We start from the raw sequence: 23,762 nt of genomic DNA on the forward strand, positions 1-23,762 counted from the left end.
ACGGAGCACGGCATGACGGACGCGACGACCTGGGTGGGCGCCACCGCGAAGCAGATCTCCCGGGCGGTGCGGCGCGGAGACGTGACCGCCACCCAGATCGTCGCCGACCATCTCGAGCAGATCGCGATCACCGACCCGTCGCTGGACGCGTTCCGGCTGACCCGCGACGGCGAGGCGATCCGCGAGGCCGAGAAGGTCGACGACCAGGAGGATCTGGCCAACCTCCCGCTGGCCGGCGTGCCGGTCGCGGTGAAGGAGAACACGCCGGTCGCGGGCCTGCCGACCTGGAACGGCTCGGCTGCCGCCCGCACCCCGGTCGCCGAGGAGGACCACGAGGTCGTCCGGCGGCTGCGCGGAGCGGGCGCGGTCGTCGTCGGGATCACCCGGATGCCCGAGATGGGGCTCTGGGCGGTCACCGACGAGTCGGGCGCGCCGACCCGGAACCCCTGGGACCGCGACCGTACGCCGGGAGGGTCGTCCGGAGGCGCAGCGGCGGCCGTCGCCGCCGGCCTCGTGCCGATCGCGCAGTGCAACGACGGGCTCGGCTCGATCCGCATCCCGGCCGCGTGCTGCGGGCTGGTCGGCCTCAAGCCCGGGCGCGGCGTGGTGCCGGCCGAGATGGGCGTGACCAACTGGTACGACCTGGTCGAGAACGGTGTGCTCACCACCACGGTGTCCGACGCCGCGCTCGGCTTCTCGGTGCTGGCCGGCCGTGATCCGATCAAGCTGGTCGAGCCGAACCGGCTGCGGGTCGGCATCTCGACCCGGTCACCGCTGGCCGGCGTCAAGGCCGACGAGCCCAACGCCGGGGCCGTGACCACCGCGTCCAAGCTGCTGGTGCAGGCCGGGCACGACACGGTCACCGCCAACCCGAGCTATCCGCAGACGCTGGGCATCGGCACGCTGGCCACCTGGTTCGCGTCGGCCTACCGCGAGGCCGAGGCGTACACCCTGGCCGAGCTGCAGCCCCGCACCCGGCAGCACATCCGGATGGGCAAGTGGGCGCTGCGGGCCGGGTTGGTCCGCCAGTCGCAGCGGGACGCGTTCCGTGAGAAGTCGATCCAGTTCTTCGCCGACAACAACCTCGACCTGCTGCTCACCCCGGCGCTGGCCTCGGCGCCGCCGCCCGCCGACGGCTATGCGGGTGGCTCGTGGCGGCACAACATGTCGGTGAGCATGAAGTACGCCCCCTTCGCGGCACCCTGGAACATCGCCGGGCTCCCGGCCATCGTCGTCCCGGTCGGCACCCGGCCGGACGGGCTGCCGGTCGCCGTCCAGCTGGTCGGCCCGCCCGACTCCGAGGCGCTGCTGCTCGCCGTGGCCGGCCAGTTCGAGATGCTCAACCCCTGGCAGCGCCACGCCTTCGTTTAAACGGGCGTGGCAGCATTCGGGGAATGAACTCGCTCGACCTGCTCTCCCTGGCCGACGTCCGGGCCGCGCGTGAGCTGCTCACCGACGTGGTCAAGACGACCCCGCTGATCCCGTCGCGCCCGCTCACCGAGCTCACCGGCACCGAGGTGTGGCTCAAGTGTGAGAACCAGCAACGCGCCGGTTCCTACAAGGTCCGGGGTGCGTACACCCGTATCGCCCGCCTGTCCGACGCCGAGCGGGCCCGCGGGGTGGTCGCGGCCAGCGCCGGCAACCACGCCCAGGGGGTGGCGCTGGCCGCCGGTCTGCTCGGCACCCGGGCCACGGTGTTCATGCCCGAGGGGGCGCCGCTGCCCAAGGTCACCGCGACCAAGGGGTACGGAGCTTCCATCGAGTACGCGGGGACGGCGGTCGACGATTCGCTGGAGGCGGCGCACGCCTTCGCGGCGGCCACCGGAGCCGTGCTGATCCACCCCTTCGACCACCCCGACGTGATCGCCGGTCAGGGCACGGTGGCCCTGGAGATCCTCGAGCAGTGCCCCGAGGCGACCACCATCGTCACCGCGGTCGGCGGCGGCGGGCTCATCTCGGGTGTGGCCGTGGCGGCCAAGGCGTTGCGCCCCGACATCCGGGTGATCGGGGTGCAGGCGGCGGGCGCGGCGGCCTATCCGCCCTCGCTGGCCGCCGGGGCGCCGACCAAGCTCGAGCGCGGGGTCACGATCGCCGACGGCATCTGCGTGCTGCGGCCCGGCGACCTGCCGTTCGCGCACGTCAGCAAGCTGGTCGACGAGGTCGTCACGGTGACCGACGAGGATCTGTCGGGGGCGCTGCTGGTGCTGCTCGAGCGGCACAAGACAGTGGTCGAGCCGGCCGGGGGAGCGGCCGTGGCGGCCCTGCTGACCGGCGCGTACGTGCCCCCGGCGGACGGTCCGGTGGTGGCGATCCTGTCCGGCGGCAACATCGACCCGATGCTGCTGCTGCGCGTGATCGAGCACGGGCTGGCCTCGGCCGGGCGCTTCCTGCGGCTCGCGGTCCGCTGCCCCGACCGGCCCGGCGAACTGGCCCGGCTGCTGGGCGAGATCGCCGAGCAGCGGGCCAACGTGGTCGACGTCTCGCACTCGCGGCAGAGCGAGCGGCTCAACTTCGGCGAGGCCGAGGTCGCGCTGTCGGTCGAGACCCGCGGGCCCGATCACTCGGCCGCGCTGATCAGCACCCTGCGGAACTCCGGCTACCTGGTGTCGTTGCTGACCGACTCGACGCCGCAGTAACGCTCTTTAAAGACAGTGGCCCGCGGCGATCGCCACGGGCCACGTCAGATGCTGGGGGTCAGCCCTCGAACGGGCCGAACTTCACCACGGTCACCTTGATGTCGGAGCCGCTGGGCGCCGTGTAGGTGACGGTCTGGCCCTCGCCCGCGCCGAGGATGGCGGTGCCGAGAGCTGACTCGGGGCTGTAGACCGTGAGGTCGGTGGTGGAGGCGATCTCACGCGAGCCCAGCAGGAACGTCTCGGTGTCGCTCTGGTCGTCGTCGAAATAGATCGTCACGACCGAGCCCGGAGTCACCTCGTTGGCCGTCTGGGCCTCGCCGACCTCGGACGTGCGCAGGAACTCCTTTAGGTAAAGGATCCGGCCCTCCTGGCGGCTCTGCTCCTCGCGGGCGGCGTGGTAGCCACCGTTCTCGCGGAGGTCGCCCTCCTCGCGGCGCGCGTTGATCTCCGCGGCGATCGCGGGACGACCGGCGATCAGCTCGTCGAGCTCGGCCTGCAGCCGGTCGTAAGCGTCCTGAGAGAGCCAGGTCTTGGGCGCCTCTGAACTGGTCACGGTCGGTCTCCTTGCTGGAACGGGGTGGGGCCGAATATGGAAAATCGCTCAACACCACTGGAGGGGATGCTGAACGGAGCGAATTACTTAGCTTACCAGCGGTACGCATGGGGCCAGGATTGCGCGATTGCGTCCGATTTTTCGCGCTGTCTTTCCGTCTTTGCGCGCTGTCTTACTGGGCCGGGCGGCAGTTCACCACGTCGCCGACGCTGGCCCGGGCGGTGGTGGGCACATCCTCGCGGGCCTTGATCGATTTCTCGCCGGCCGGGGCGCGCAGCACGACCGTACGGGAGCCGACCTGATAGCCGTCGTAGTCACGGGCGCGCAACAGGCACTCGGCCGCCCCGCCGGCGGGCACGCTGACGTTGAACTCGATGGTCATCACCGCGTCGGACGGTTCCTGCCAGCCCACGATCTGCGGGTCGTAGTCGGTCTGCCCGAACTGCTGGAAGAGCTTGATCGACACCATCAGCGAGACCGCGACGACGAGCACGATCGCGACGATCGGCAGCACCGGACGCCGACGGCCGGAACGGCGCTTGCCGTACCGACCGGCCGGGAAGACCGGTTCTGTGGTGCGCGTCTCGCTCACCGTGGGCACCTCTCGTGCGTTTCTTGTCGGGGGGATCCGCAAGAATGGCAGTGTCCATCTTCGCAGTCGACACCGGCCCGCCCGCCGCGGGTACTGGTCCGAGGAGCTTCAGTGGCCGAGCAGTTGCGTCTCATGGCGGTGCACGCGCACCCCGATGACGAGTCGAGCAAGGGCGCCGCCACCATGGCGCGCTACGTCGCCGAGGGCGTCCGCGTCATGGTCGCGACGTGTACGGGCGGCGAGCGTGGCAGCATCCTCAACCCGAAGATGGACCGCCCCGACGTTCTGGAGAACATCTCCGCCATCCGCCGCGCCGAGATGGACCGGGCGCGCGAGATCCTCGGGGTCGAGCAGGCCTGGCTCGGCTTCGTCGACTCCGGCCTCCCCGAGGGCGACCCGCTGCCCCCGCTGCCCGAGGGCGCCTTCGGCCTGGAAGACCCCGAGACCGCCGCGATCCCGCTGATCAAGCTGATCCGCGAGTTCCGCCCCCACGTCATGACCACCTATGACGAGAACGGCGGCTACCCCCACCCCGACCACATCATGTGTCACAAGGTGTCGGTGGTGGCCTTCGACAAGGCGGGCGACCCCGAGGCCTACCCCGAGCTGGGTGAGCCGTGGCAGCCGCGGAAGCTCTACTACAACTCCGGCTGGACCCGGGCGCGCATGCTCGCGCTGCACGAGGGCATGATCGCGGCGGGGCTGGAGTCGCCGTACACCGAGTGGCTCGAGAAGTGGGCCGACCGCGACGACCGGGGCGACAAGATCACCACGCGGGTCGAGTGCGGCGAATACTTCGAGACCCGCGACGACGCGCTGCGGGCGCACGCGACCCAGGTCGACCCCGACGGGTTCTGGTTCAAGATCCCGCTCGAGCTGCAGCAGAAGGTGTGGCCGACCGAAGACTTCGAGCTCGCCCGCTCGCTGGTCGACAGCCCGGTCCCTGAGTCCGACCTGTTCGCGGGCATCCGCGAGTCGGTCGACGCGCACTGACGCCTGCCACCGGCCGGTCGGCGCGTTACCAGCGCCGGCCCGGCCCGGTCGTGGCATCATCTGAGCGCTTTCGTCGCCGACCCACCGGCTGAGAGCGGACCGAAGGCGCCTAAGCTGGGCTCATGGACGGCATGGACCTGCTGGCGGTCAACAACTTCGGTGACACCCGCTCGGGCGGCCTGGCCGGCCCGATGGGGCTGTTCGTGATCGTGCTGATGTCCATAGCGACTGTTCTGCTGATCCGCAACATGAACAAGCGCTTGCGTCGGCTTCCCGACAGTTTTCCTGACGCGAAGCAGACGCAGCGTGAGGCTGAGATCGCGCGTCTGAATGCTGATCTCGACGCTCCCGGTGCCGGTGAGACCACAACGGACGTCGACGCGAGTCGATCGGCGGGCTCCGGTGCCCCCGGAGACGACGAGGTCACGGGCATTACTACGCAACGTGACGGCGGATCGGCAGACGGCGACGCGCGTCGCGTTTGACCTCGTCGCGGCCGGTCTGATCGCGCTGGGCGACAGCACTCACCGTATTGGTCTGACCTAAGGGTGATACGCGTCGTGCGTCAAGCCCTGTTCTGTTCATCGGTATTGATTTAGCCTTCCGCCGGGGGCTTAACCGCCCTCGATCCCTGCGCGGAAGGGGGCGCCGAAAATGACCACTCCCCGCCCCCGGATTACTCCACTGCAGATGCACGTGCATTCGCCAGTGCCGCTGCTCAAGTGGGGTTTCTCGTGACCGCGCCGCCGGTTGCCGGCGCCCGCGTCCGTCGTTCCTGGATCGAGCTGTCCGGCCTCGCCGGCCGCTCCCGTGGGGTCCGCGCGTTCACCGCCGCCGTGGCCGGTTCGGCCCTCGTGGTCGCCGTGCTCGGGGTGCTGCTGCCCGTGCACCGCCCGGCCGACCGTCCACTCGAGTCCGTCGTCGGCATCGGAGTCGCCCTCGCACTCGTCGTGGCCGCGCAACTGGCCCGGCTGCGTTTCCGGCTCGGCCGCGGCATGGTGTCGGTCAGCTGGGGCGAGGCCGCCTTCATCATCGGTTTCGTGGTGGCGCCACCCGGCTGGCTGCCCGCCGCGACCCTGGTCGGCGCGCTCGCCGCCTGGACCCTGCTGTCCTGGTGGGACTCTCATCGCAACCCGGCCGAGACGGTTCACCTGGCGGCCTCGCTGAGCCTCGGCACGGCCGGCGCTACCCTGGTGGCGACGCTGCTGGCCGGGGACGCTCCGGTGCAGAGCCTCCGCACGGTGGGGGCGGTGGTCGCGGGCGCTCTCACCTATCTGCTCATCACGTTCAGCCTGGCCACACTGACCCTCACGCTGCACCGCGACGCGCCGCCCCGGCAGATCATCGTCCGGGCCTCGTACGCCAAGATCCCGATGTTCGTCGGCAACCTGGTGGTCGGGCTGGCCGCCGTCCACGCGCTCGTCGACGGCCCGCTCTGGCTGCTCGCCTTCCTCCCCGGGCTGTGGCTGCTCCAGCGCACCTATCGCTTCCACCTGCGGGGCGAGGAGGAGCGCCGGATGTGGGAGGCGTTCTCGGCCGCCACCGCCACCCTGCCCGCCGGCACTGAGACCGAGGTCGTCCGGGCCGGTCTGGGCGCCGCGCTCGACGTGTTCGGCGCCCGCCGGGTCGAGATCGAGGTGCGCGGCCGCGACGGCGAGCGCCGCTACGCCGAGGACGGCCCGGGCCAGGACAACGCGGTGGCCGGCCTGCCCGGTCCCGCGATCACCCGGTCGATGGCGGTGGCCGGCGACACGGTCGGCGAACTGACCGTCTGGCTGGCCGACCCCACTCTGCCGGTGCCGCGCGACGAGGCGGCCATCTCGGCCTTCGGTGACGCCCTGGCCGGCGCGCTGCACGACGCGGCGACCCGCAGCCAGATGGCCGAGCTCGAGGAGAGGCTCGCCCGTGACCGCACGCACGACCGGCTCACCGGCCTGCTCAACCGCGCCACCCTGCTGACCGAGGGCGACCAGCGGCTGCGCTCGCTCGACCGGCGGCGCCCGGTGGCGTTGCTGCTGCTCGACATCAACGACTTCCGCGAGGTCAACGGCACCCTCGGCCACCGGCACGGCGACGAGGTGCTGCGCGTGGTGGCCGAGCGGCTGAGCGAGCTGTCCCGCGACGGCGAGCTGGTGGCCCGCACCGGCGACGACGAGTTCGCGCTGCTCGTGCCCACCGTCGCGGTCCTCGCCGACTCGGCCGCGCTGCTGCCCTCGTCACTGCCGCTGGCCGTCCGCCGGGCCCGCGAACTGGCCGAGCACCTGAACCGTCCGATGGAGGTGTCCGGCGTCCGGATCGCCGTCGAGGTGGCGGTCGGTGTCGCGGCCACCTCGGCCGGGCGGGCCGACCTGGGCGAACTGGTGCGCCGCGCCTCGCTCGCCCTGCGCCAGGCCAAGCGGCAGCAGGTGTCGGTGTCGGTCTTCGACGCGAGCCAGGACGCGGTAACCACCGACGGGCTGGCCATGCTGGCCGAGCTGCAGGACGCGCTCGCCGCCGACGACCAGATCATGCTCAACCTGCAGCCCGCGGTCGACCTGGTCACCGCCGCGCCGACCGGCGTCGAAGCGCTTGTCCGCTGGCGGCACCCGCGCCGCGGCCAGCTCTCACCGACCGAGTTCATCCCGGTCGTCGAGCACTCGGCCGAGCTGCACACGGCGTTCACCGCCCGGGTGCTCGACCTGGCTCTGGAGGCCGCCGGTCGCTGGCACGCGGCCGGCGTCGACGTGCCGGTCTCGGTCAACGTCTCGGCCCGCAGCCTGCTCGACCCCGGCTTCCCGGCCCAGGTCGCCGAGGCGCTGCGCCGGCACCACGCGCCCGCCTCCCACCTGGTCCTCGAGATCACCGAGTCGGTGGCGGTCAGCGAGGAGCGGATCGTCGACGAGGTGCTGGCCGAGCTGCGCGGACACGGCATCCAGCTGTCCCTGGACGACTTCGGCACCGGCTACTCGTCGCTGGCCATAGTCACCCGCGCCCCGGTCGACGAGATCAAGATCGACCGCTCGTTCGTCGACGACATGATCGAGTCGAGGGCGGCCGAGGCCGTGGTCCGCGGCGCGGTCGAGCTGGGCGCGCGGCTCGGCGTGCGGGTGGTGGCCGAGGGCGTCGAGACCACGGAACAGCGGGCGGCCCTCATCGCCCTCAAGTGCCCCACGGCCCAGGGCTACCACTTCTGCAAGCCGATGCCGGCCGACAAGATCGTGCAGGCGCTGACCCAGCTGGCCGAGGCGGCGCCGGACAACATCCGCCCCTTGCGCGCCGACGACGCCGTCTGAATCCGCGAAACGCTTTCGGAGTCGCGCGGCGGTGCCGAGAATCGAGCGCATGAGTCTCAGCGCGGTGCAGAGCGATCGGGCGGCCGGCGTCTTGCTGACGGCGGCCTGCGGGGATGCGCTCGGTGTCCCGTACGAGTTCGGCACGCCCCCACCGCACGGACAGGTGCCCCGGATGACCGGGGGCGGGCTCGGGGACTACGCGCCCGGCGAGTACAGCGACGACACGCAGATGGCGGTCTGCATCGCCGAGGTCGCGGCGACCGGGGCCGACGTGCGGGAACCGGAGGCGCTGGACCGGATCGCGGCGAACTTCGTGCGGTGGCGGGCCGAAGGGGCGACCGACGTCGGCATACAGACGAGCCGGGTGCTGACCGCGGTTCGCGATCATCCGGTGGCCGGACTGGGGGCGGCGGTCGCTGATGCCGCCCGGGTGCTGCACGAGGAGACGGGCCGGAGTGCCGGGAACGGCTCGTTGATGCGTACGGGAATCGTGGCTCTGGGATTTTTGGACGACCCGGAAGCGATGGCCGAGGCGGCCCGGGTGGTCAGCGACCTGACGCACTTCGATCCGCTGGCCGGCGACGGGTGCGTGCTGTGGTGCGCGGCCGTGCGGCGGGCGGTGCTCGACGGGACGTTCGACGGGCTGCGAGAAGGGCTCGAGCTGATCCCGGCCGTGCGGCGCGACCAGTGGGCCGCCTGGATCGACGAGGCCGAGCAGCACGAGCCGTCCCACTTCCCGAACAACGGGTTCGTGGTTACCGCGCTGCAGGCGGCCTGGTCGGCGATCTCCCGTACGCCGGTGCCGGCCGACGATCCGGGCGCGTGCACCTTCGCCTGCGATCACCTGCGCGACTCGCTGTACGCGGCGGTCGGCGCGGGCAACGACACCGACACCGTGGCCGCGATCGCGGGGGCACTGCTGGGCGCGCGGTGGGGGACCTCGGGCGTCCCGTTGTCGTGGCAGCGGGCCGTGCACGGATGGGAGCACAAGCGCGCGGCCGACCTGATCGCCCTCGGCCTGCTGACCGCGGGCGGCGGAAAGTCGGACCGGGTCGGCTGGCCCGGCTGCGACCGGATGGACGCGCCGATCCCGCGGTCGCTGATGACCCCGCACCCGGACGACGACGGCGTGATCCTGGGCAACCTGGTGACCGACGCGGTCGAGGCCGGCGTGACCGCGGTGGTGTCGTTGTGCCGGGTCGGGCGGGCCCAGTTCGCCGGGATCCCGGCCGGGAACCAGGCCCAGGTGTGGCTGGTCGACCAGCCGGGTGCGAACGCGAACACGGCGTTCGCGCTCGACCAGGCCGCCCGCATGGTGGCGACCATGCGTGACGAGGGTCACCGGGTGCTCTTGCACTGCGCGGCGGGCCAGAGCCGGACACCGGCGGCTGCGGCGCGATACGCGATGATCCGTACGGGAAAAGGGGGTAAAGCCTCTCTCGAAGTGATGCGAGAGCTCCTCGACGACCACGGGTACTACGTGAACACCGAGTTGCGCCGGGTGGTCGAGGCCTTCGGGTGAGAGGCTGGGGGCATGGCCAACCGTCTCGCCGGCGCGACCTCGCCCTACCTGCTTCAGCACGCTGACAACCCGGTCGACTGGTGGCAGTGGTCCGACGAGGCGTTCGCCGAGGCGAGACGCCGGGACGTGCCGGTGCTGATCTCGGTCGGCTACGCGGCCTGCCACTGGTGTCACGTGATGGCCCACGAGTCCTTCGAGGACGAGGGGATCGCGAAGCTGGTCAACGACGGTTTCGTGGCGATCAAGGTCGACCGGGAGGAGCGGCCCGACGTCGACGCCGTCTACATGACCGCTACCCAGGCCATGACCGGGCAGGGCGGCTGGCCGATGACCGTCTTCGCCACGCCCGAGGGTGACCCGTTCTTCTGCGGCACCTACTATCCCAGGCCCAACTTCGCCAACCTGCTCTCCTCGGTGACCACCGCCTGGCGCGACCAGCGGGATCAGGTGATCGAGCAGGGCGCCAACGTGGTCAAGGCGATCGGCGGGTCGCAACTGGTCGGCGGGCCGCGAGCCCCGATCTCGGCCGAGCTGCTGGCGGCCGGTGCCGCCGGCCTGCTCAAGGAGCAGGACACGACGAACGGCGGCTTCGGCGGCGCGCCCAAGTTCCCGCCGCACATGTCGATGCTGTTCCTGCTGCGGCACTACCAGCGCACCGGGTCCGAAGAGGCGCTCGAGGCGGTCCGGTCCGCGGCCGAGCGGATGGGCCGTGGGGGCATCTATGACCAGCTGGCCGGTGGGTTCGCTCGCTACTCGGTCGACGCCACCTGGACAGTGCCGCACTTCGAGAAGATGCTCTACGACAACGCCCTGCTCCTGCGGGTCTACACCCAGCTGTGGCGGCTGACCGGTGATCCATACGCCCGCCGCATCGCCGACGAGACGGCCGAGTTCCTCGTACGCGACCTGGGCACCCCGTCCGGCGGACTGGCCTCGGCCCTCGACGCGGACGCGGCCGGGGTCGAGGGTCTCACGTACGCGTGGACGCCCGCCCAGCTCGTCGAGGCGCTCGGCGAGGAGGACGGCGAGTGGGCGGCCGACCTGTTCCGGGTCACCGAGGCGGGCACGTTCGAGCACGGCAGCAGCGTGCTCGTGCTGGCCCGCGACATCGACGCCGCCGATCCGTCGCTGGTCGCCCGCTGGCAGGACGTTCGCCGGCGGCTGCTCGACGCCCGCGCGTCCCGGCCCCAGCCGGCTCGCGACGACAAGGTCGTGGCCTCGTGGAACGGGCTCGCCGTCACCGCGCTGGTCGAACACAGCGTTCTGACCGGCGTTTCGAAAGATGCGGCGGTCCAGATCGCGGACGTCCTGGCGAACCGGCACGTGATCGACGGGCGACTACGCCGCGTGTCGCGCGACGGCGTCGTGGGCGAACCGGTCGGGGTGCTCGAAGACTACGGCTGCGTGGCCGAGGCGTTCCTGGCCGTGCACCAGCTCACCGCCGACGCGGTCTGGCTCGACCGGGCGCGGGAACTGCTGGACGCGGCGCTGGCCCACTTCGGGACCGGTGACGGCGGGTTCTACGACACCGCCGACGACACCGAACGCCTGGTCACCCGGCCCGCCGACCCGACCGACAACGCCACGCCGTCGGGGCTGTCGGCGATCTGTGCGGCTCTGGTGGCGTACGCCGCCCTCAGCGGCGAGCCCAGCTATCGCGAGGCGGCCGACGCGGCCCTGGCCACGGGTGGCCCGGTGATCGGCACGCATCCCCGCTACGCCGGCTATGCGGCGGCCGTGGCCGAGGCGGCGCTGACCGGGCCGTACGAGATCGCCATCGTGGCCCCGCCCGGTGCCGGGGAACCGCTGCTGGCCGCGGCGTACCGGCACGCTCCGCCCGGAACCGTGATCGTCGCGGGGGAGCCGGATCGGGCCGGGGTGCCGCTGCTCGCCGACCGGCCGCTGCAGGGTGGGCTGCCCACGGCGTACGTGTGCCGCGGTTTTGTCTGCGACCGGCCGGTGACCTCGCCCGACGACCTGACCTCCCGCCTGGCCTGAGCTGGGGCTTGGCTAGGCTGGGCGGGTCATGGATACCCGAACCGGTCTGCCCGTAGTCGGCATGGTGGGCGGTGGCCAGCTGGCCCGGATGACCCACCAGGCCGCCATTGCCCTCGGCCAGTCGCTGCGCGTGCTCAGCGTCTCGCCCGACGACAGCGCCGCCCTGGTCGCGGCCGACGTGCGTCTCGGCTCGCACACCGATCTGGCTGCTCTGCGCGAGTTCGCCAAGGGGTGCGAGGCGGTCACCTTCGACCACGAGCATGTGCCGACCGCGCACATCGCCGCTCTCGAGGCCGAGGGCGTGAAGATCTTCCCCGGTTCCGCGGCGTTGCTTTACGCGCAGGACAAGGGCTCGATGCGCTCGCGGCTCGCTGAGTTGGGGGCGCCGGTTCCGCGCTGGGCCCACGTTTCCACCGCTTCGGACATTTCCGATTTCTCCGGCGGCGAGTGGCCGGTCGTGGCCAAAGCGACTCGTGGCGGCTATGACGGTCGCGGTGTTTGGATGCTGTCCTCTCCCGCGGCCGCTGAGGATCTGGTCGCCACCGGGACCTCGCTGATCGTCGAAGAGAAGGTGCCGCTGCGCCGCGAGCTGGCCGCGTTGGTCGCCCGCTCGCCGTTCGGGCAGGTGGCGGCCTATCCGGTGGTCGAGACCGTGCAGAAGGACGGCATTTGCGTCGAGGTGCTGGCCCCCGCGCCCGGCCTGTCCGAGTCACTCGCCCTCGAGGCCCAGCAGCTGGCGATCGACCTGGCCAACTCGCTCGGCGTGGTCGGCCTGCTCGCCGTCGAACTGTTCGAGACCGACGACGGCATCGTGGTCAACGAGCTCGCGATGCGCCCCCACAACTCCGGCCACTGGACGATCGAGGGCGCCCGCACGTCGCAGTTCGAGCAGCACCTGCGGGCGGTGCTCGACTATCCGATGGGCGAGACCTCGCTCACCGCGCCCGCGGTCGTGATGGCCAATGTGCTCGGCGGCGAACCGGGCGGCATGTCGATCGACGAGCGCCTGCACCACCTCTTCGCCCAAGACCCGGGCGCTCGCGTGCACCTCTACGGCAAACTGGTCCGCCCGGGCCGCAAGATCGGGCACGTCACCGTGCTCGGCGACGACATGACCTCGGTGCGGGCCCGCGCGGTCCGTGCCGCCCAGTGGCTTCAGGAGGGCCGATAAGTGGCGCCGCGCGTCGGGATCATCATGGGCAGCGACTCGGACTGGCCCACGATGGAGGCGGCGGCGGTCGCACTGGCCGAGTTCGAGGTGCCGTTCGAGGTCGGGGTGGTGTCCGCCCACCGTACGGTCGGAAAAATGGTCTCCTACGCCCAGTCGGCGGCCGACCGTGGCCTGCAGGTGATCATCGCCGGCGCCGGGGGAGCGGCCCACCTGCCCGGCATGGTGGCCGCGCTGACCCCGCTGCCGGTGATCGGGGTGCCGGTGCCGCTCAAGCACCTCGACGGCATGGACTCGCTGCTGTCGATCGTCCAGATGCCGGCCGGCGTGCCGGTGGCGACGGTGTCGATCGGCGGGGCGCGCAATGCCGGGCTTTTGGCCGTACGCGTCCTCGGGGCGTCCGACCCCGCACTGCGGACGAAGATGGCGAACTTCCAGGCCTCGCTCGAGAAGCTGGTCGAGGAGAAGGACGCCGCTCTCCGCGAGCGCCTGCTCGGGTAGCCTCGGCCCATGCGACGTTGGCTTCCGTCGATCGTTCTGCTCGCGGCCGGCCTGATCGCGGGCGTGCCCCTGATCGGTGACGGCGCGGTGCTCGCCGGCGTCGTGTTCCTGGCTGTCTTCGTCGTCCTCGGTGTGCTGGTCTCGCCGCCGGCGTTTCCCCGCTCGGTCACCGACGCCACGGCTCGGGCCGCACAGGCCGCCGACGGCCGCCCGATCATCTATTGGCGCCCCGGGTGTCCCTACTGTCTACGGATGCGTACGGTGCTGGCGCGCGAGGCGGGCCGCTACCACTGGGTCGACATCTGGACCGATCCCGAAGCCGCCGCCTCGGTGCGAGCCGTGGCCGACGGCAACGAGACGGTGCCGACGGTCGTCACGCCCGGCGAGTCCTATGTGAACCCTTCACCTCAGCTGGTCCGTAACCTTCACTAGCCGTTCAAGCGCGGCCCCTAATCTCGAGGCATCGACTTCTGGTGGAGTGTTGCGCTCGCGTCACTCGGCATCGTCGTGCCGGGCATCGCGGCGATCTACGAGTTCCTGGTCAAGGGCCGTAAGCGTCTGGGCTACCGCGTCCAGATGGACACCACGGCCAACGACGTGGGCGAGACGGCCGCGCCCGGGGCACTGGGCGAGCTGAGCAAAGAGGGCGTGCCGCTCGTCGACCCGAGCATCGTCCTGCTCCGCATCGAGAACACCGGACGCACCAACATCGACGAGCACGATTACGCCGTACGGGATGACGACCGCGCCGGAATCAGGGTCAGCTTCCCCGGCCGTCGTGTCGTGGGTGTGGTGGTGACCGAGTTGAGTGACGAGAACCTGCGGTCGAGTCTGAGCGGATTGACCGTACGGGAAGATCTCGTCGAACTGCCCAAAGTGCCGATGAACCGGCACGACCACTACAAGGTGCTGGCCGCCCTGGACAGCACCGACGGCCGGAAGAAGACCGACGGCGCCTATCCCGACCCGATCGTCGTCGGCACGATCAAGGGCGGCGTCGGCGACGGGCGCATCATCGAGACGCGCAGCCGCATCGGAACGTCGAGGCGGGCCATGATGCTGATCGCCTTCCTGGTCGTGCTGGTCGTGGCGCAGTCCCTGGTGTTCCTGCGCAGCGACACCCGGACGCCGCTGGACTGCGCCGAGGGCCGCCTGGCGATCAGCGGGTCGACGGCGTTCGAACCGGTGATTCGCGAGGCGGCCCGGTCCTATCAGGACGTCTGCCCGGCGGCCGAGTTCGCCTTCGAGATGCGCGGCAGCGGCGAGGGTTTGCTGGCCCTGGACCAGTCCGGCGAGCTGGCCTTCTCGGACGGCGAGAAACCCGACGGCATGCCCGGCCTGGTCGCCCGGCCGATCGCGTTCGTGCTGTTCACGCTGGTCGTGAACGCGGACACGGGCGTAAAAGACCTGACGACGGCCCAGATCCGGCGGCTCTATCGCGGCGAGATCGGCAACTGGAAGGAGATCGGCGGCGCGGACGAGGCGGTGCGGTTGATCAGCCGCAATCCCGGCTCGGGGACGCGGGCCGCCTTCCAGCGGCGGGTGCTGGGCGGGGTGCGCGAGCCCGGATCGAACTCCGACAATTGCCGTGATCGCGACCCGGGCACGCCGGCCGGGGTGGTGCGCTGCGCCCGGAACTCCACCGAGGACGTGCTGCGGGCCGTGGCGGATACACCGGGTGCCCTCGGCTACAGCGAACTGGGTGCCGCCACCGGCCGGTCCGGCTCGGCCCTGGTCCGGATCGACGGCCACCCGGCAACGGTCGACGACGCTGATCACGGCACGTACCCGTTCTGGGAGACCGAACTGGGCTACACGTTCGGCGACCCGGACGCACATTCACTGGCGGCCAGTTTCCTGCGCTACCTGACCAACCAGGTCGGCGCCGACATCATCCGAGCCCACGGCGACCGCCCCTGCGCCGAGCTGGCCAATCCCCAGCTGTGCCACCCGAATCCGGCCGCCGTCCCCGCCGACTGAGCCCGCATTTGCCGCCGTCGATTTCAATGGGCTGGTGGCGAAGCGCCCGCACGGCGGAGGAGACGAGCCACCGGAGGGACCGGTGGCGGTCGACCTCGTTCTCACGGCGGCGACGAACCGGGATCCATCCGAGAGGCCGAGATCCGGACCGCCGGCAAGGCGCAGGTCGGCCGGCTCGGTGAATCGGTCACTCGGAGCACCGGCAGCCCGGGCGGATCCCCGAGCGGACATCCAACACGCACTCCACGAAAGACCGACGCGTCCGGCCAACGGGTCGCGGCATCCCGGCATCAGTCCGGAGACACTGGCCGACCGGAGACGCGGCCCGACTACCTGATCGAGGGCCGTGTCTTCGACTGCTACTCGCCCGACGACGGCAAGCCCGTCCGCGGCATCTGGTGGGAGGCGGAGGACAAGGTGAAAGAAGGACAGACGCAGCGGGTCGTCGTGAATCTGGAGGACTGGTCCGGAGATCTCACCGCGCTTCGGCGACAATTTCTGGACTGGCCGATCGAGGGGCTGAAGGAAGTGAAGGCCATCACGCGGGACGGTGAGGTCGTTCAGATCGAGCTGCCGCTGATGGATGAGTGAGGGTGGACGGGATGGCTATCGAGTACGTGCTGATCCTCGCCGGCCGGTCGTCGGTCGATCAGGTCGCTGAACGTGCCTCAGCGGAACCGGACGACCGCCCGACGGGAAACGCACCGCTGCTCTCGGTCGACCTCACCGACCGGCGCGGGTTCACCTTGACCGTGCGAAGCGGGCCAGATCGCTATGTCAGCGCACAGGGCGACGCGGGCTGGTGGGAGTGGGAACCGGCGCCCTTCGTGTCGCTGACCTTCCGCTTGGACAAGGCGGCCGACCTCCAGCGGTCGGTGCTCAACATGTTGCCGTTCGTCCGTCGCGTGCTCGACAGCGGTGGGGAAGATGCCGCCTTCGTGCAGAACGGCGACAACCTGCTCTTCACCCGTCTGAACGGCACCCTCGTCAAGCATCACCGCGACGACTGGTGGGCCTACTACGACGGGGCTGACCAGGTGGTGTGAGCCCGGAAACTCGGTGGCCGGTCGCTCGGCCGCGGCTTAGGCACGACCATGCCTGCGGCACTTCGCTCTCAGGAAACGTCCTCGTTGAGCCTGACCACGGCATGATTGTGGAAACGGTCGTCCTCGTGGAGCGTCGTGATGCCGCCCGGTGAGAACCGGAAGGCGACCCGCCCGGCCGCCTCGAGCGGCATCTCGATCCACGCGGCCACGACGAACGTCGCGGCCATGCCGTGCGTGACCACCACCTGATGGGCCGCGTCCGAACGGAGGATGCGGTCCATCGCGGCGTACACGCGTGCGGCCAGGTCGTATTTGGTTTCGGCCTCGGGGATACCTTCGTCGTGCCGCATCCGCTCGCCGGTGCGGGGCGGCGGCACGAAACGCGCGTCCAACCAGGACTGAGGGCAACCACCGGCTTTCCCGTACGACTTCTCGCGCAGCCCGCCGTCCCAGACGACCCCGGTTCCGAGGCGGGACGCGATCACCTCGGCCGTACGGCGGGTGCGCAGCAGATCGGACGAGTAGATCTCGGCTGCTGCCGTACGTGCGGCCAGGGCGTCGGCGATCTTCGCGGCGTGTGCGAGCCCGGCCGGCGTGAGGTCGGAGTCGAACCAGCCGCCGACCAGCCCGTCGACGTGATGGGTGGCCTCGGGGTGGGTGACGACGTAGAGCGTGCGCATGCCGCAAATGTAGTTTCGGGCGTGATCACCGCGCTCGGTTCGGCCACGACCCCGAGTTCATCGCGGCCGACCGGATCCGCGACGAGTCGGGTTGCGTGCTGCGCTATGACCGCACGTTCATGCGCCCGCTGCTGCCCGACGAGCCGGTGGGGCTGCCGTAGAGCAACGCCGGGCGGGGAAAGCTCTTATCGCATCCGGACCAGAGCGCCGCGCAGACCCTCGCGCGTGCGGCGGCGGTTTTCGTTGGTGGCGCCGACCCACAGCAGGATCACGCCCAGCGGCACCAGCACCAGCCACGGCCCGACCAGGGTGACCGCGAAGTGGATCGCGGCGATCAGGGTGGCCGCGGCACCGACCACGACGGGGGCCTGCTGGCGGTTGCGGGAACCGATGATCAGGGTGGCCACCGCGCCCAGCAGGAGCAGGACCTCGCGGAGTTCGCCGCCGTTGCCGGCCAGCACGATGCCGATCGTGGGGACGAACGCGGCCAGCAGGGCCGGACCGTAGGCGACCCAGCTGCTCAGGTCGGGGCGGTCGCGCGACTCGATGACGCCGACCAGCAGGGCCAGAGCAGCGAACGGCAGCGTGTAGGCCTCGGGGAGTGCGACGTCGGACAGGGCGATGAACAGCCACCAGCCGACGATCTCGAAGCCGACCGCGGTCCAGAACAGGGCCCGGCGCTGGTTGGGCGGGCGGCCCACGCGGGCAGCGGCCAGGCCGAGCACCGCGCCCCAGGCGGCCAGCAACGCGGCCAGATGGGCCGGTGAGTCCCACGCCATGAGGCCGGCCAGCAGCGCCGACGCGTAGCCGCTCCACTCGATCGTCGTGGCCTCGGCGCGGTATTGCGGGAGGCCGAGCCGCGGCACGGTGGCCTCGAGGATCAGCAGGGCGGCGCCGACGGCGAGGACGCCGAAGGCGGCCCACGGGCGTTCGACGCCGGCCGCGATCGCGGCCGTGAGCACGAAGAACTGACCCATCACGGCGGCGAAGACCCAGCCCAGCACGCGGGCGTGGCGGCTGCGGCCGGCCAGTGCGGCGGCCAGGCCGACGAAGATCGCACTGCCCAGCGTGAACAGCGTGAGGCGCTGCTGGGCGAGGCTGCCGGCCAGGCCCGCGTTGCCGGCCAGCAGGCCGATGACGAAGACGATCGCGCGGACCGTGCCGAGCAGTGACGAGCGGCGGCCGGCGGGCGGCGGGGTGAGGGCCAGGCCGAGCATCGAGATCGTGAAGACGACCAGGGCCGCGGTGGTGGCGGTCGGGTAGGCCGCGTTCAGCGCGATCGGGGTGATCAGGATGGTGATGGCCAGGCCGGGCATGATCACCGGGACGGCCTCGGACGCGCGGCCGCCGAAGCCGATCGCGGCCAGCGCCGAGGCGCCGGTGAGCAGGACGATCGCGAGCACGCTGGCGCCGTCGACGTAGCCCGACGAGGGGTCGGCCAGGGCCGGGATCGGTCCGTCCCAGATGTGGGTCATCTGGCCCAGCGGGTCGATCAGGGCCGCGCGCAGGGCGGGGGCGATCGAGAAGATGGCCAGGAGCGTCGGCACCAGGGCGAGCACGATCGCGCTGGTGGCCGGGTCGACCAGCCAGCGGTTGGTCAGCCCGATCGGGCGGGCCGTGGTCCAGCGGCGGGCCCGGTAACGGTTGCCCGAGAACGCCCCCTCGCGGGCCAGGGTGAGGCCGGGGGCGGGGATCGAGCCGCGCAGCAGTTCGGCCATCACGCCGAGCAGGGCCGCCGCGGCCGCGTAGAGGGCGGTCGGGTGCGGTGTCGGGATCGAGGCGAAGGCGGTGATCGTCGCGCCCAGCACCAGGCCGACGGTGGCCCAGGGCAGGAACTGCGGGATGAGCCGGCCCGCCAGCGCCAGCAGGGCCAGGCTCAGGCTGGAGGCGGCCAGCGCCGCGGTCAGCACGACGAGCGCGTTGTGCCCCTGGTCGGCGGCGACCGAGGCCAGGACGCCGGGCAGCGCGAGCATGATGGCGCCGGTGGCCGCGCCGCCGATCTGGGCCCGGTGCCGGGGCATGCCGGTGTCGTCGCGGGCCAGGTCGGTCTCGGTGACCGTGGACGGCGACCAGAAACGGCCGGGCGGGGGCAGGGGAGTGCCGGGCGGCGGGTCTTCGATCGGGGCGACCCGGGTGCGGGCCATGACCGCGGTGAGCGCGCCGACCATCACCACGAGCAGCAGGGACAGCGCGGTGGACCAGGGGCGGGCCAGGCAGGCGATCACGGCGTGCAGCAGCACGACGGCGGCCGCTCCGGCCCGGCACAGGGCGGCGATCGGTTCGAGGGCGGCGACCGCGGCCATCGCGTACGCCACCCCGACCGCCCCGCCGATCAGCAGCGGTGACCACCAGGGCAGCCCGAGCGCGAACGGGGCCCCGATCGCGGCCAGCGCCCCGGCGATCGCCGAGAACAGGTGCGACCAGGGGCGGGGCGCGGCCAGCGCGGCGGCGATCGCGATGGCGACCAGGGTGAACGGTGCCTGCCAGGCGCCCGGGCCGGGGCTGGGATAGGTGGTGAGGTCGGCGTTCCAGAGGTCGGCCGGAACGGCCAGCATGCGGACGGCACCGGCCAGCGCCAGATATCCGGCGATCGCCCCGACGACCACGCCGGCCGCGGCGAGCCCCTGGTTGGGCCCGCGGCTCCAGTCTTCGGGCAGCACGGCGACACCCAGCGCGACGATCAGCACGACCACACCGGCCACGGCGAGCGGCGCCGCCGGGAAGGCGAGCGCGAACACCCGGGCCAGGGCGCCGCAGATCGCCACGGTGGCGGCCGCGGCGGCGATGTCGGGGCCGTCGAGCAGGCGGTCGCTGCGCCGGCCGTTGTCGATCGACTTCGAGAAGAACAGCAGGCCGGCCGCGACCAGCAGCAGGGCGCCGACCCAGACGTCGGGAGCGGTGGCGCCGGGCGCGAGCAGCGCGGCCAGGGCCAGGGCGATCGCGCCGAGGCCGGTGCCGACGGTCAGGGGCAGGCTGACGTCGCGGCGGGCCACCTGGAACACGGCGGCGTAGCTGAGCGTGGCCGCCACGGCCAGGAAGCCGACGGCCAGCGCGGGGACAGTGACCGCCTCGGTCGGCGGCGGCCCGTCGCCCCGGTCGGCCACGGCCAGCGCGGCGGTGACCACGGCGCCGGGCAGGGCCAGGGCGGCCGCGCCGGAGGCCCAGTCGCCGACCAGCCACGCGTAGAGGCGAATCGGGATCTGCCGGGCCGCGACGGCGATCATCACGCCGGCGCCGGCCAGTGCGGTGAGCACGGCGGCGGTCAGCCAGGCCGCGCCCAGGGCGGCCCCGGCCCCGAACAGGCCGACCACACCGGCCGCGGCCACATGCACGATGGCGATCCGGCGGGTGGTCGCGGCCAGGCCGGCGGCACCGATGGCGACCGAGGCGATGACCAGCGGCCAGGGCGCCTCGGACCAGTTCAGGCCGAGCGAGGCGGGCAGCGCCAGAGCGGTCAGGGCGATGCCCACGACCGCGCCCTCGGTGCGCAGGCTGGGCGGCAGGGCGAGGGCGGCCGCGATGGTGACCAGCAGGGCGCTGAACGCCAGCAGCCAGCCGAGTTCGCCCGCCGCCTCGGCCATCCGCCCGGCGTAGCCGGCCGTCTCGGCGTCCCAGACCGGGCGGGCCGCCTGCAGCGGGGCGAGCGCGGCCCGCATGCAGTTGAGCACCAGGACCAGGCCGATGATGGCCAGCGCGAAGGCCGAGGCGATCTGCGGGCCGCGGCGTACGTCGGCCGGCACCAGCGTGACCACGGCGCCGGTGATCGCGATGACGGCCGCGGCGACGGCCAGCGTCCAGTGCGGCGAGACGACGTCGGCGATCCGGGCGGTCGCGCCGATCACGGCCAGGGTCAGCACGCCGCCGGCGATGTTGCGGGCGGTCAGGTTGTCGAGCAGGTAGGCCGCGGCCGACGCGGTGAGCGCGGCCAGCACCAGCACCAGTCCGGAGCGCAGCGCGTCGGGCAGCACCCGGGCCTGCAGCAGCGCCACCGACGAATAGAGCAGCGCACCCGCGCCGGCCACGCAGAGCAGGGCGAAGGTCAGCTCGCGGAGCCAGTCGGCCGAGGGCGGGGTGGCCGGCAGCTCGACCGGGACCGAGCCCGCCGGGGGCGCGCCCTCGGGACGCGGGCCCGGGAAGATGCGGCTGCGCAGCCAGCCTCCGCGACGCTGGCCGGTCATGCCCGAGATGACCAGGTCGGGTTCCTCGCCGGCGGCTTCGGGCCGGGGTGGGGCGGGGTCGACGATCTCGCGGTCGGCGGGCACGGGACGGCCCCACGGCCACTGGGGCAGCAGCCGGCCACTGCGGATGACCGTGGTGAGCAGCAGCAGGTCGAGCACGGCGACCACGGTCAGGGCCATGCCCCAGCCGGCCGGGCTCTGGATCATCGGCTCGGCCAGCAGCAGCGGTACGGGCTGCACGGCCACGACCGTCGCGTAGCGCGGGGAGGCGAGGCGCGTGACTCCCGCGTACAGGAAGGCGGCGACCGCGGTGATGGCGAACGTGATGCCCAGATAGAGCGGGACCGGGGTGCTCTCGCCGCCGGTGACCGAGCTGCCGTGCAGCGCGAACAGGGTGAGCGGGAGCAGGATCAGGCCGACCCAGGCCACCGTCTCGCCGGTCGAGCTCAGGCCGCGGCGGGCGATGCCGGGCGCCGCGAACAGGGCGATCGCGGTGCACAGGGCCAGGATGAAGGCCCGGGCGAACGGGTTGTCGACCGCCACCCCGGCGAAGACCACCGCGGCCACGCCGATGAGCAGCGCGCCCAGGGCGAGCAGGATATTTTGCACCGACTGGGAGGACGCCTCGGGCGGGTGGTGCTCGGCGCCGGTGAAGCCGGCCGTGCGGCGCGGGGCCGGGGCGACCCGTTCGGTCGGGGGTGGATCGTCGACCAGCACCTGCACGCCGTCGCTGGCGACACCGGGCGGGCCGGTGTGCGGCGTGCCGGGCTTCGACCAGTCGGGCGGCGGACCTGACGGCCGGGTGCGGCCGGCGGACGGAGGCGGTGGTGGTTCGTCTGCGGGGGCGCCGGTCGGCGGGGGCGGCGGCGGGAAATCCGAGGCCGGCCGACGACGTACGCGCCGGGACTTGGAAGTCTTCTTCTGCTGGTTGGCGTGGGACAGGATGTCGCGCTGGAACTGCGCCGCCTGGATCTTGGCGGCGATCTGGGTGCGTTCCTTGGCCGCGGCCATGTCACGGATCTTGAGATCCGCGATCGACGCCTCGATGCGGGCCAGCTCATCGTCGTAGCCGTCGGGCTGTTCAGCCTGCGCCACGGAACCTCCTCGACCTGCCGCCGACCCGTTGACTAGAGCATGCCGGTACGACACCTCATTAGAACAGGCTCACCGCGGTCGACATCTATAGAAAACGCGCAGACGGTTACAACGGCGGCCGTCCCATCCCCCGGTAGGTCCACCCGGCGCGGTGCCACTGGGCCGGATCGAGACAATTCCGGCCGTCGATGACCAGGCGGGCGGCGACCAGATCGCCCAGGAGCACCGGGTCGGCGTTGCGGAACTCGGCCCACTCGGTCGCGACGACCACCAGGGAGACGTCCGTCACGCAGGCGGTCAGCGAGGGGGCGTACGTGAGGAAGGGTTGTTCCTGGCGGGCGTTGGGCATGCCCTGCGGGTCGTAGACGCGGACGTCGGCTCCCGCGGCGGCCAGCGCGGACGCGACGGCGAGACTGGGCGCGTCGCGTACGTCATCGGAATTGGGCTTGAACGTGACGCCCAGGACGGCGATGGTCGTTCCGGACAGGTCGGCACCGGCCGGACCGACCGGTCTGTTCAGCAGTTCGGCGGCCAGCGTGAGCGCCCGTCCCCGCCGCCGCATGTTGATCAGGTCGACCTCGTGCAGGAAGCGCAGCGCCTCGCCCGCCCCCAGCTCCTGGGCCCGGGCCTGGAACGCGCGGATGTCCTTGGGCAGGCAGCCGCCGCCGAAGCCCAGCCCGGCCTGCAGGAAGCGGTTGCCGATCCGCCGGTCGTAGCCGATCGCGCGGGCCAGCAGCGTCACATCGCCCCCGGCCACCTCACAGACCTCGGCCATCGCGTTGATGAAACTGATCTTGGTGGCCAGGAAGGCGTTCGCGGCCACCTTGACCAGCTCGGCGGTGGCGAAGTCGGTCACCACCACCGGCACGTCCCGGTCCTCGGTCGCGGCCAGGTCGAAAACGCCCTTGTGGGCCGCGTGCAGCTGCTCCCGGGCCCACTCGGAGTGCGTGCCGACGACGATCCGGCTGGGCCGCAGCACGTCGTCGACGGCGAAGCCCTCCTGCAGGAACTCGGGTGACCAGGCCACCTCGATCCCCAGGCCGGGGTCGGCGTGCTTGGCCACCAGCTGCTCGACCCAGGCCGCGGTGCCCACCGGCACGGTCGACTTGCCCACGATCAGCGCCCGGCGGGTCAGCCGCGGGGCCAGGGCGGTCACGACGCTTTCCACGTACGTGAGGTCGGCGCTCATCCCGTCCGGGCGCTGCGGGGTGCCGACACAGATGAAGTGCACATCGGCGAAGCCGGCCACCTCGTCCATCGACGTCGTGAAGCGCAGCCGGCCCGCGGCCAGGTTGCGGCGCAGCAGATCGTCCAGGCCGGGCTCGTGAAACGGCGCCTCCCCGGCCGCCAGCCTGGATATCTTCGCCTCGTCGACGTCGTAGCCGAGCACGTCGTAGCCGAGTTCGGCGAAACAGGCGGCGTAGGTGGCCCCGAGGTAACCGGTGCCCAGAAATGACAAGCGCATCACACCTGTCATAACGAGTCCGACCCTGGTGGACGTACGCTACGCGCCAGTAACATAGCTTTGCTTTGACGAGTTGCCGTGAG

17 protein-coding genes and 1 pseudogene are annotated in these 23,762 nt (G+C 71.9%); 13 read left to right on the forward strand and 5 right to left on the reverse strand.

The window, feature by feature from the left end:
• Window positions 1–12 precede the first annotated feature (12 nt).
• Together KOI35_RS35540 and ilvA are read left to right on the forward strand one after the other, a co-directional pair.
• A complete protein-coding gene (locus KOI35_RS35540) occupies window positions 13–1,371 on the forward strand; it encodes an amidase (protein ID WP_215793063.1) in 1,359 nt (452 codons plus the stop codon).
• 23 nt (window positions 1,372–1,394) lie between these two features.
• Window positions 1,395–2,636 carry a threonine ammonia-lyase gene (gene ilvA / locus KOI35_RS35545; RefSeq protein ID WP_215793064.1) on the forward strand — a complete coding sequence of 414 codons (1,242 nt, stop codon included), beginning with the start codon at window positions 1,395–1,397 and terminating at the stop codon, window positions 2,634–2,636.
• Window positions 2,637–2,694: 58 nt separating this feature from the next.
• On the opposite strand, the gene greA is transcribed toward ilvA, so the two are convergent.
• The gene (gene greA, locus KOI35_RS35550; protein WP_202993466.1) at window positions 2,695–3,189 is read right to left on the reverse strand and encodes a transcription elongation factor GreA; all 495 of its coding nucleotides are present in this window, start codon (window positions 3,187–3,189) and stop codon (window positions 2,695–2,697) included.
• 172 nt (window positions 3,190–3,361) lie between these two features.
• A complete protein-coding gene (locus KOI35_RS35555; protein WP_215793065.1) occupies window positions 3,362–3,781 on the reverse strand; it encodes a DUF4307 domain-containing protein in 420 nt (139 codons plus the stop codon).
• 111 nt (window positions 3,782–3,892) lie between these two features.
• Here KOI35_RS35555 and mca point away from each other — a divergent pair, with 111 nt between their 5' ends.
• The 11 genes and pseudogenes from mca to KOI35_RS35610 all read left to right on the forward strand — a co-directional run bounded on the left by mca (window position 3,893) and on the right by KOI35_RS35610 (window position 16,261).
• Window positions 3,893–4,774: a mycothiol conjugate amidase Mca gene (gene mca, locus KOI35_RS35560; protein WP_215793066.1), complete on the forward strand. Its 882-nt coding sequence runs from the start codon at window positions 3,893–3,895 to the stop codon at window positions 4,772–4,774.
• A gap of 131 nt (window positions 4,775–4,905) precedes the next feature.
• On the forward strand, window positions 4,906–5,259 hold the full coding sequence (locus KOI35_RS35565) for a hypothetical protein (protein WP_215793121.1): 354 nt from the start codon (window positions 4,906–4,908) through the stop codon (window positions 5,257–5,259).
• 237 nt (window positions 5,260–5,496) lie between these two features.
• Window positions 5,497–8,046 carry a putative bifunctional diguanylate cyclase/phosphodiesterase gene (locus tag KOI35_RS35570; protein ID WP_308121293.1) on the forward strand — a complete coding sequence of 850 codons (2,550 nt, stop codon included), beginning with the start codon at window positions 5,497–5,499 and terminating at the stop codon, window positions 8,044–8,046.
• A gap of 49 nt (window positions 8,047–8,095) precedes the next feature.
• Complete coding sequence (locus KOI35_RS35575; protein ID WP_215793067.1) at window positions 8,096–9,568, forward strand: ADP-ribosylglycohydrolase family protein; 1,473 nt, start codon at window positions 8,096–8,098, stop codon at window positions 9,566–9,568.
• A 12-nt stretch (window positions 9,569–9,580) separates the two neighbouring features.
• On the forward strand, window positions 9,581–11,566 hold the full coding sequence (locus KOI35_RS35580) for a thioredoxin domain-containing protein (RefSeq protein ID WP_215793068.1): 1,986 nt from the start codon (window positions 9,581–9,583) through the stop codon (window positions 11,564–11,566).
• A gap of 28 nt (window positions 11,567–11,594) precedes the next feature.
• Window positions 11,595–12,737, forward strand: coding sequence for a 5-(carboxyamino)imidazole ribonucleotide synthase (locus tag KOI35_RS35585; protein WP_215793069.1), 1,143 nt, complete (start codon window positions 11,595–11,597; stop codon window positions 12,735–12,737).
• Window positions 12,738–13,235, forward strand: a complete 498-nt coding sequence (gene purE / locus KOI35_RS35590; RefSeq protein WP_308121294.1) for a 5-(carboxyamino)imidazole ribonucleotide mutase — start codon at window positions 12,738–12,740, stop codon at window positions 13,233–13,235.
• 9 nt (window positions 13,236–13,244) lie between these two features.
• Window positions 13,245–13,667: a glutaredoxin domain-containing protein gene (locus KOI35_RS35595; RefSeq protein ID WP_215793070.1), complete on the forward strand. Its 423-nt coding sequence runs from the start codon at window positions 13,245–13,247 to the stop codon at window positions 13,665–13,667.
• Window positions 13,668–13,742: 75 nt separating this feature from the next.
• A complete protein-coding gene (locus tag KOI35_RS35600; RefSeq protein WP_308121295.1) occupies window positions 13,743–15,215 on the forward strand; it encodes a substrate-binding domain-containing protein in 1,473 nt (490 codons plus the stop codon).
• Between the two features lie 229 nt (window positions 15,216–15,444).
• Window positions 15,445–15,806, forward strand: a pseudogene (locus KOI35_RS47910) (CdiA C-terminal domain-containing protein).
• 11 nt (window positions 15,807–15,817) lie between these two features.
• On the forward strand, window positions 15,818–16,261 hold the full coding sequence (locus KOI35_RS35610) for a SitI3 family protein (protein WP_215793071.1): 444 nt from the start codon (window positions 15,818–15,820) through the stop codon (window positions 16,259–16,261).
• A 68-nt stretch (window positions 16,262–16,329) separates the two neighbouring features.
• On the opposite strand, the gene KOI35_RS35615 is transcribed toward KOI35_RS35610, so the two are convergent.
• From KOI35_RS35615 to KOI35_RS35625, 3 genes are all read right to left on the reverse strand, one after another.
• A complete protein-coding gene (locus tag KOI35_RS35615; protein WP_215793072.1) occupies window positions 16,330–16,941 on the reverse strand; it encodes a histidine phosphatase family protein in 612 nt (203 codons plus the stop codon).
• Window positions 16,942–17,126: 185 nt separating this feature from the next.
• Window positions 17,127–22,214, reverse strand: coding sequence for an SCO7613 C-terminal domain-containing membrane protein (locus KOI35_RS35620; RefSeq protein ID WP_215793073.1), 5,088 nt, complete (start codon window positions 22,212–22,214; stop codon window positions 17,127–17,129).
• Window positions 22,215–22,320: 106 nt separating this feature from the next.
• Window positions 22,321–23,679, reverse strand: coding sequence for a UDP-glucose dehydrogenase family protein (locus tag KOI35_RS35625; protein ID WP_246614260.1), 1,359 nt, complete (start codon window positions 23,677–23,679; stop codon window positions 22,321–22,323).
• Window positions 23,680–23,762: the final 83 nt, after the last annotated feature.

It is taken from the genome of Paractinoplanes bogorensis (assembly GCF_018829635.1).
GTDB lineage: Bacteria > Actinomycetota > Actinomycetes > Mycobacteriales > Micromonosporaceae > Actinoplanes > Actinoplanes bogorensis.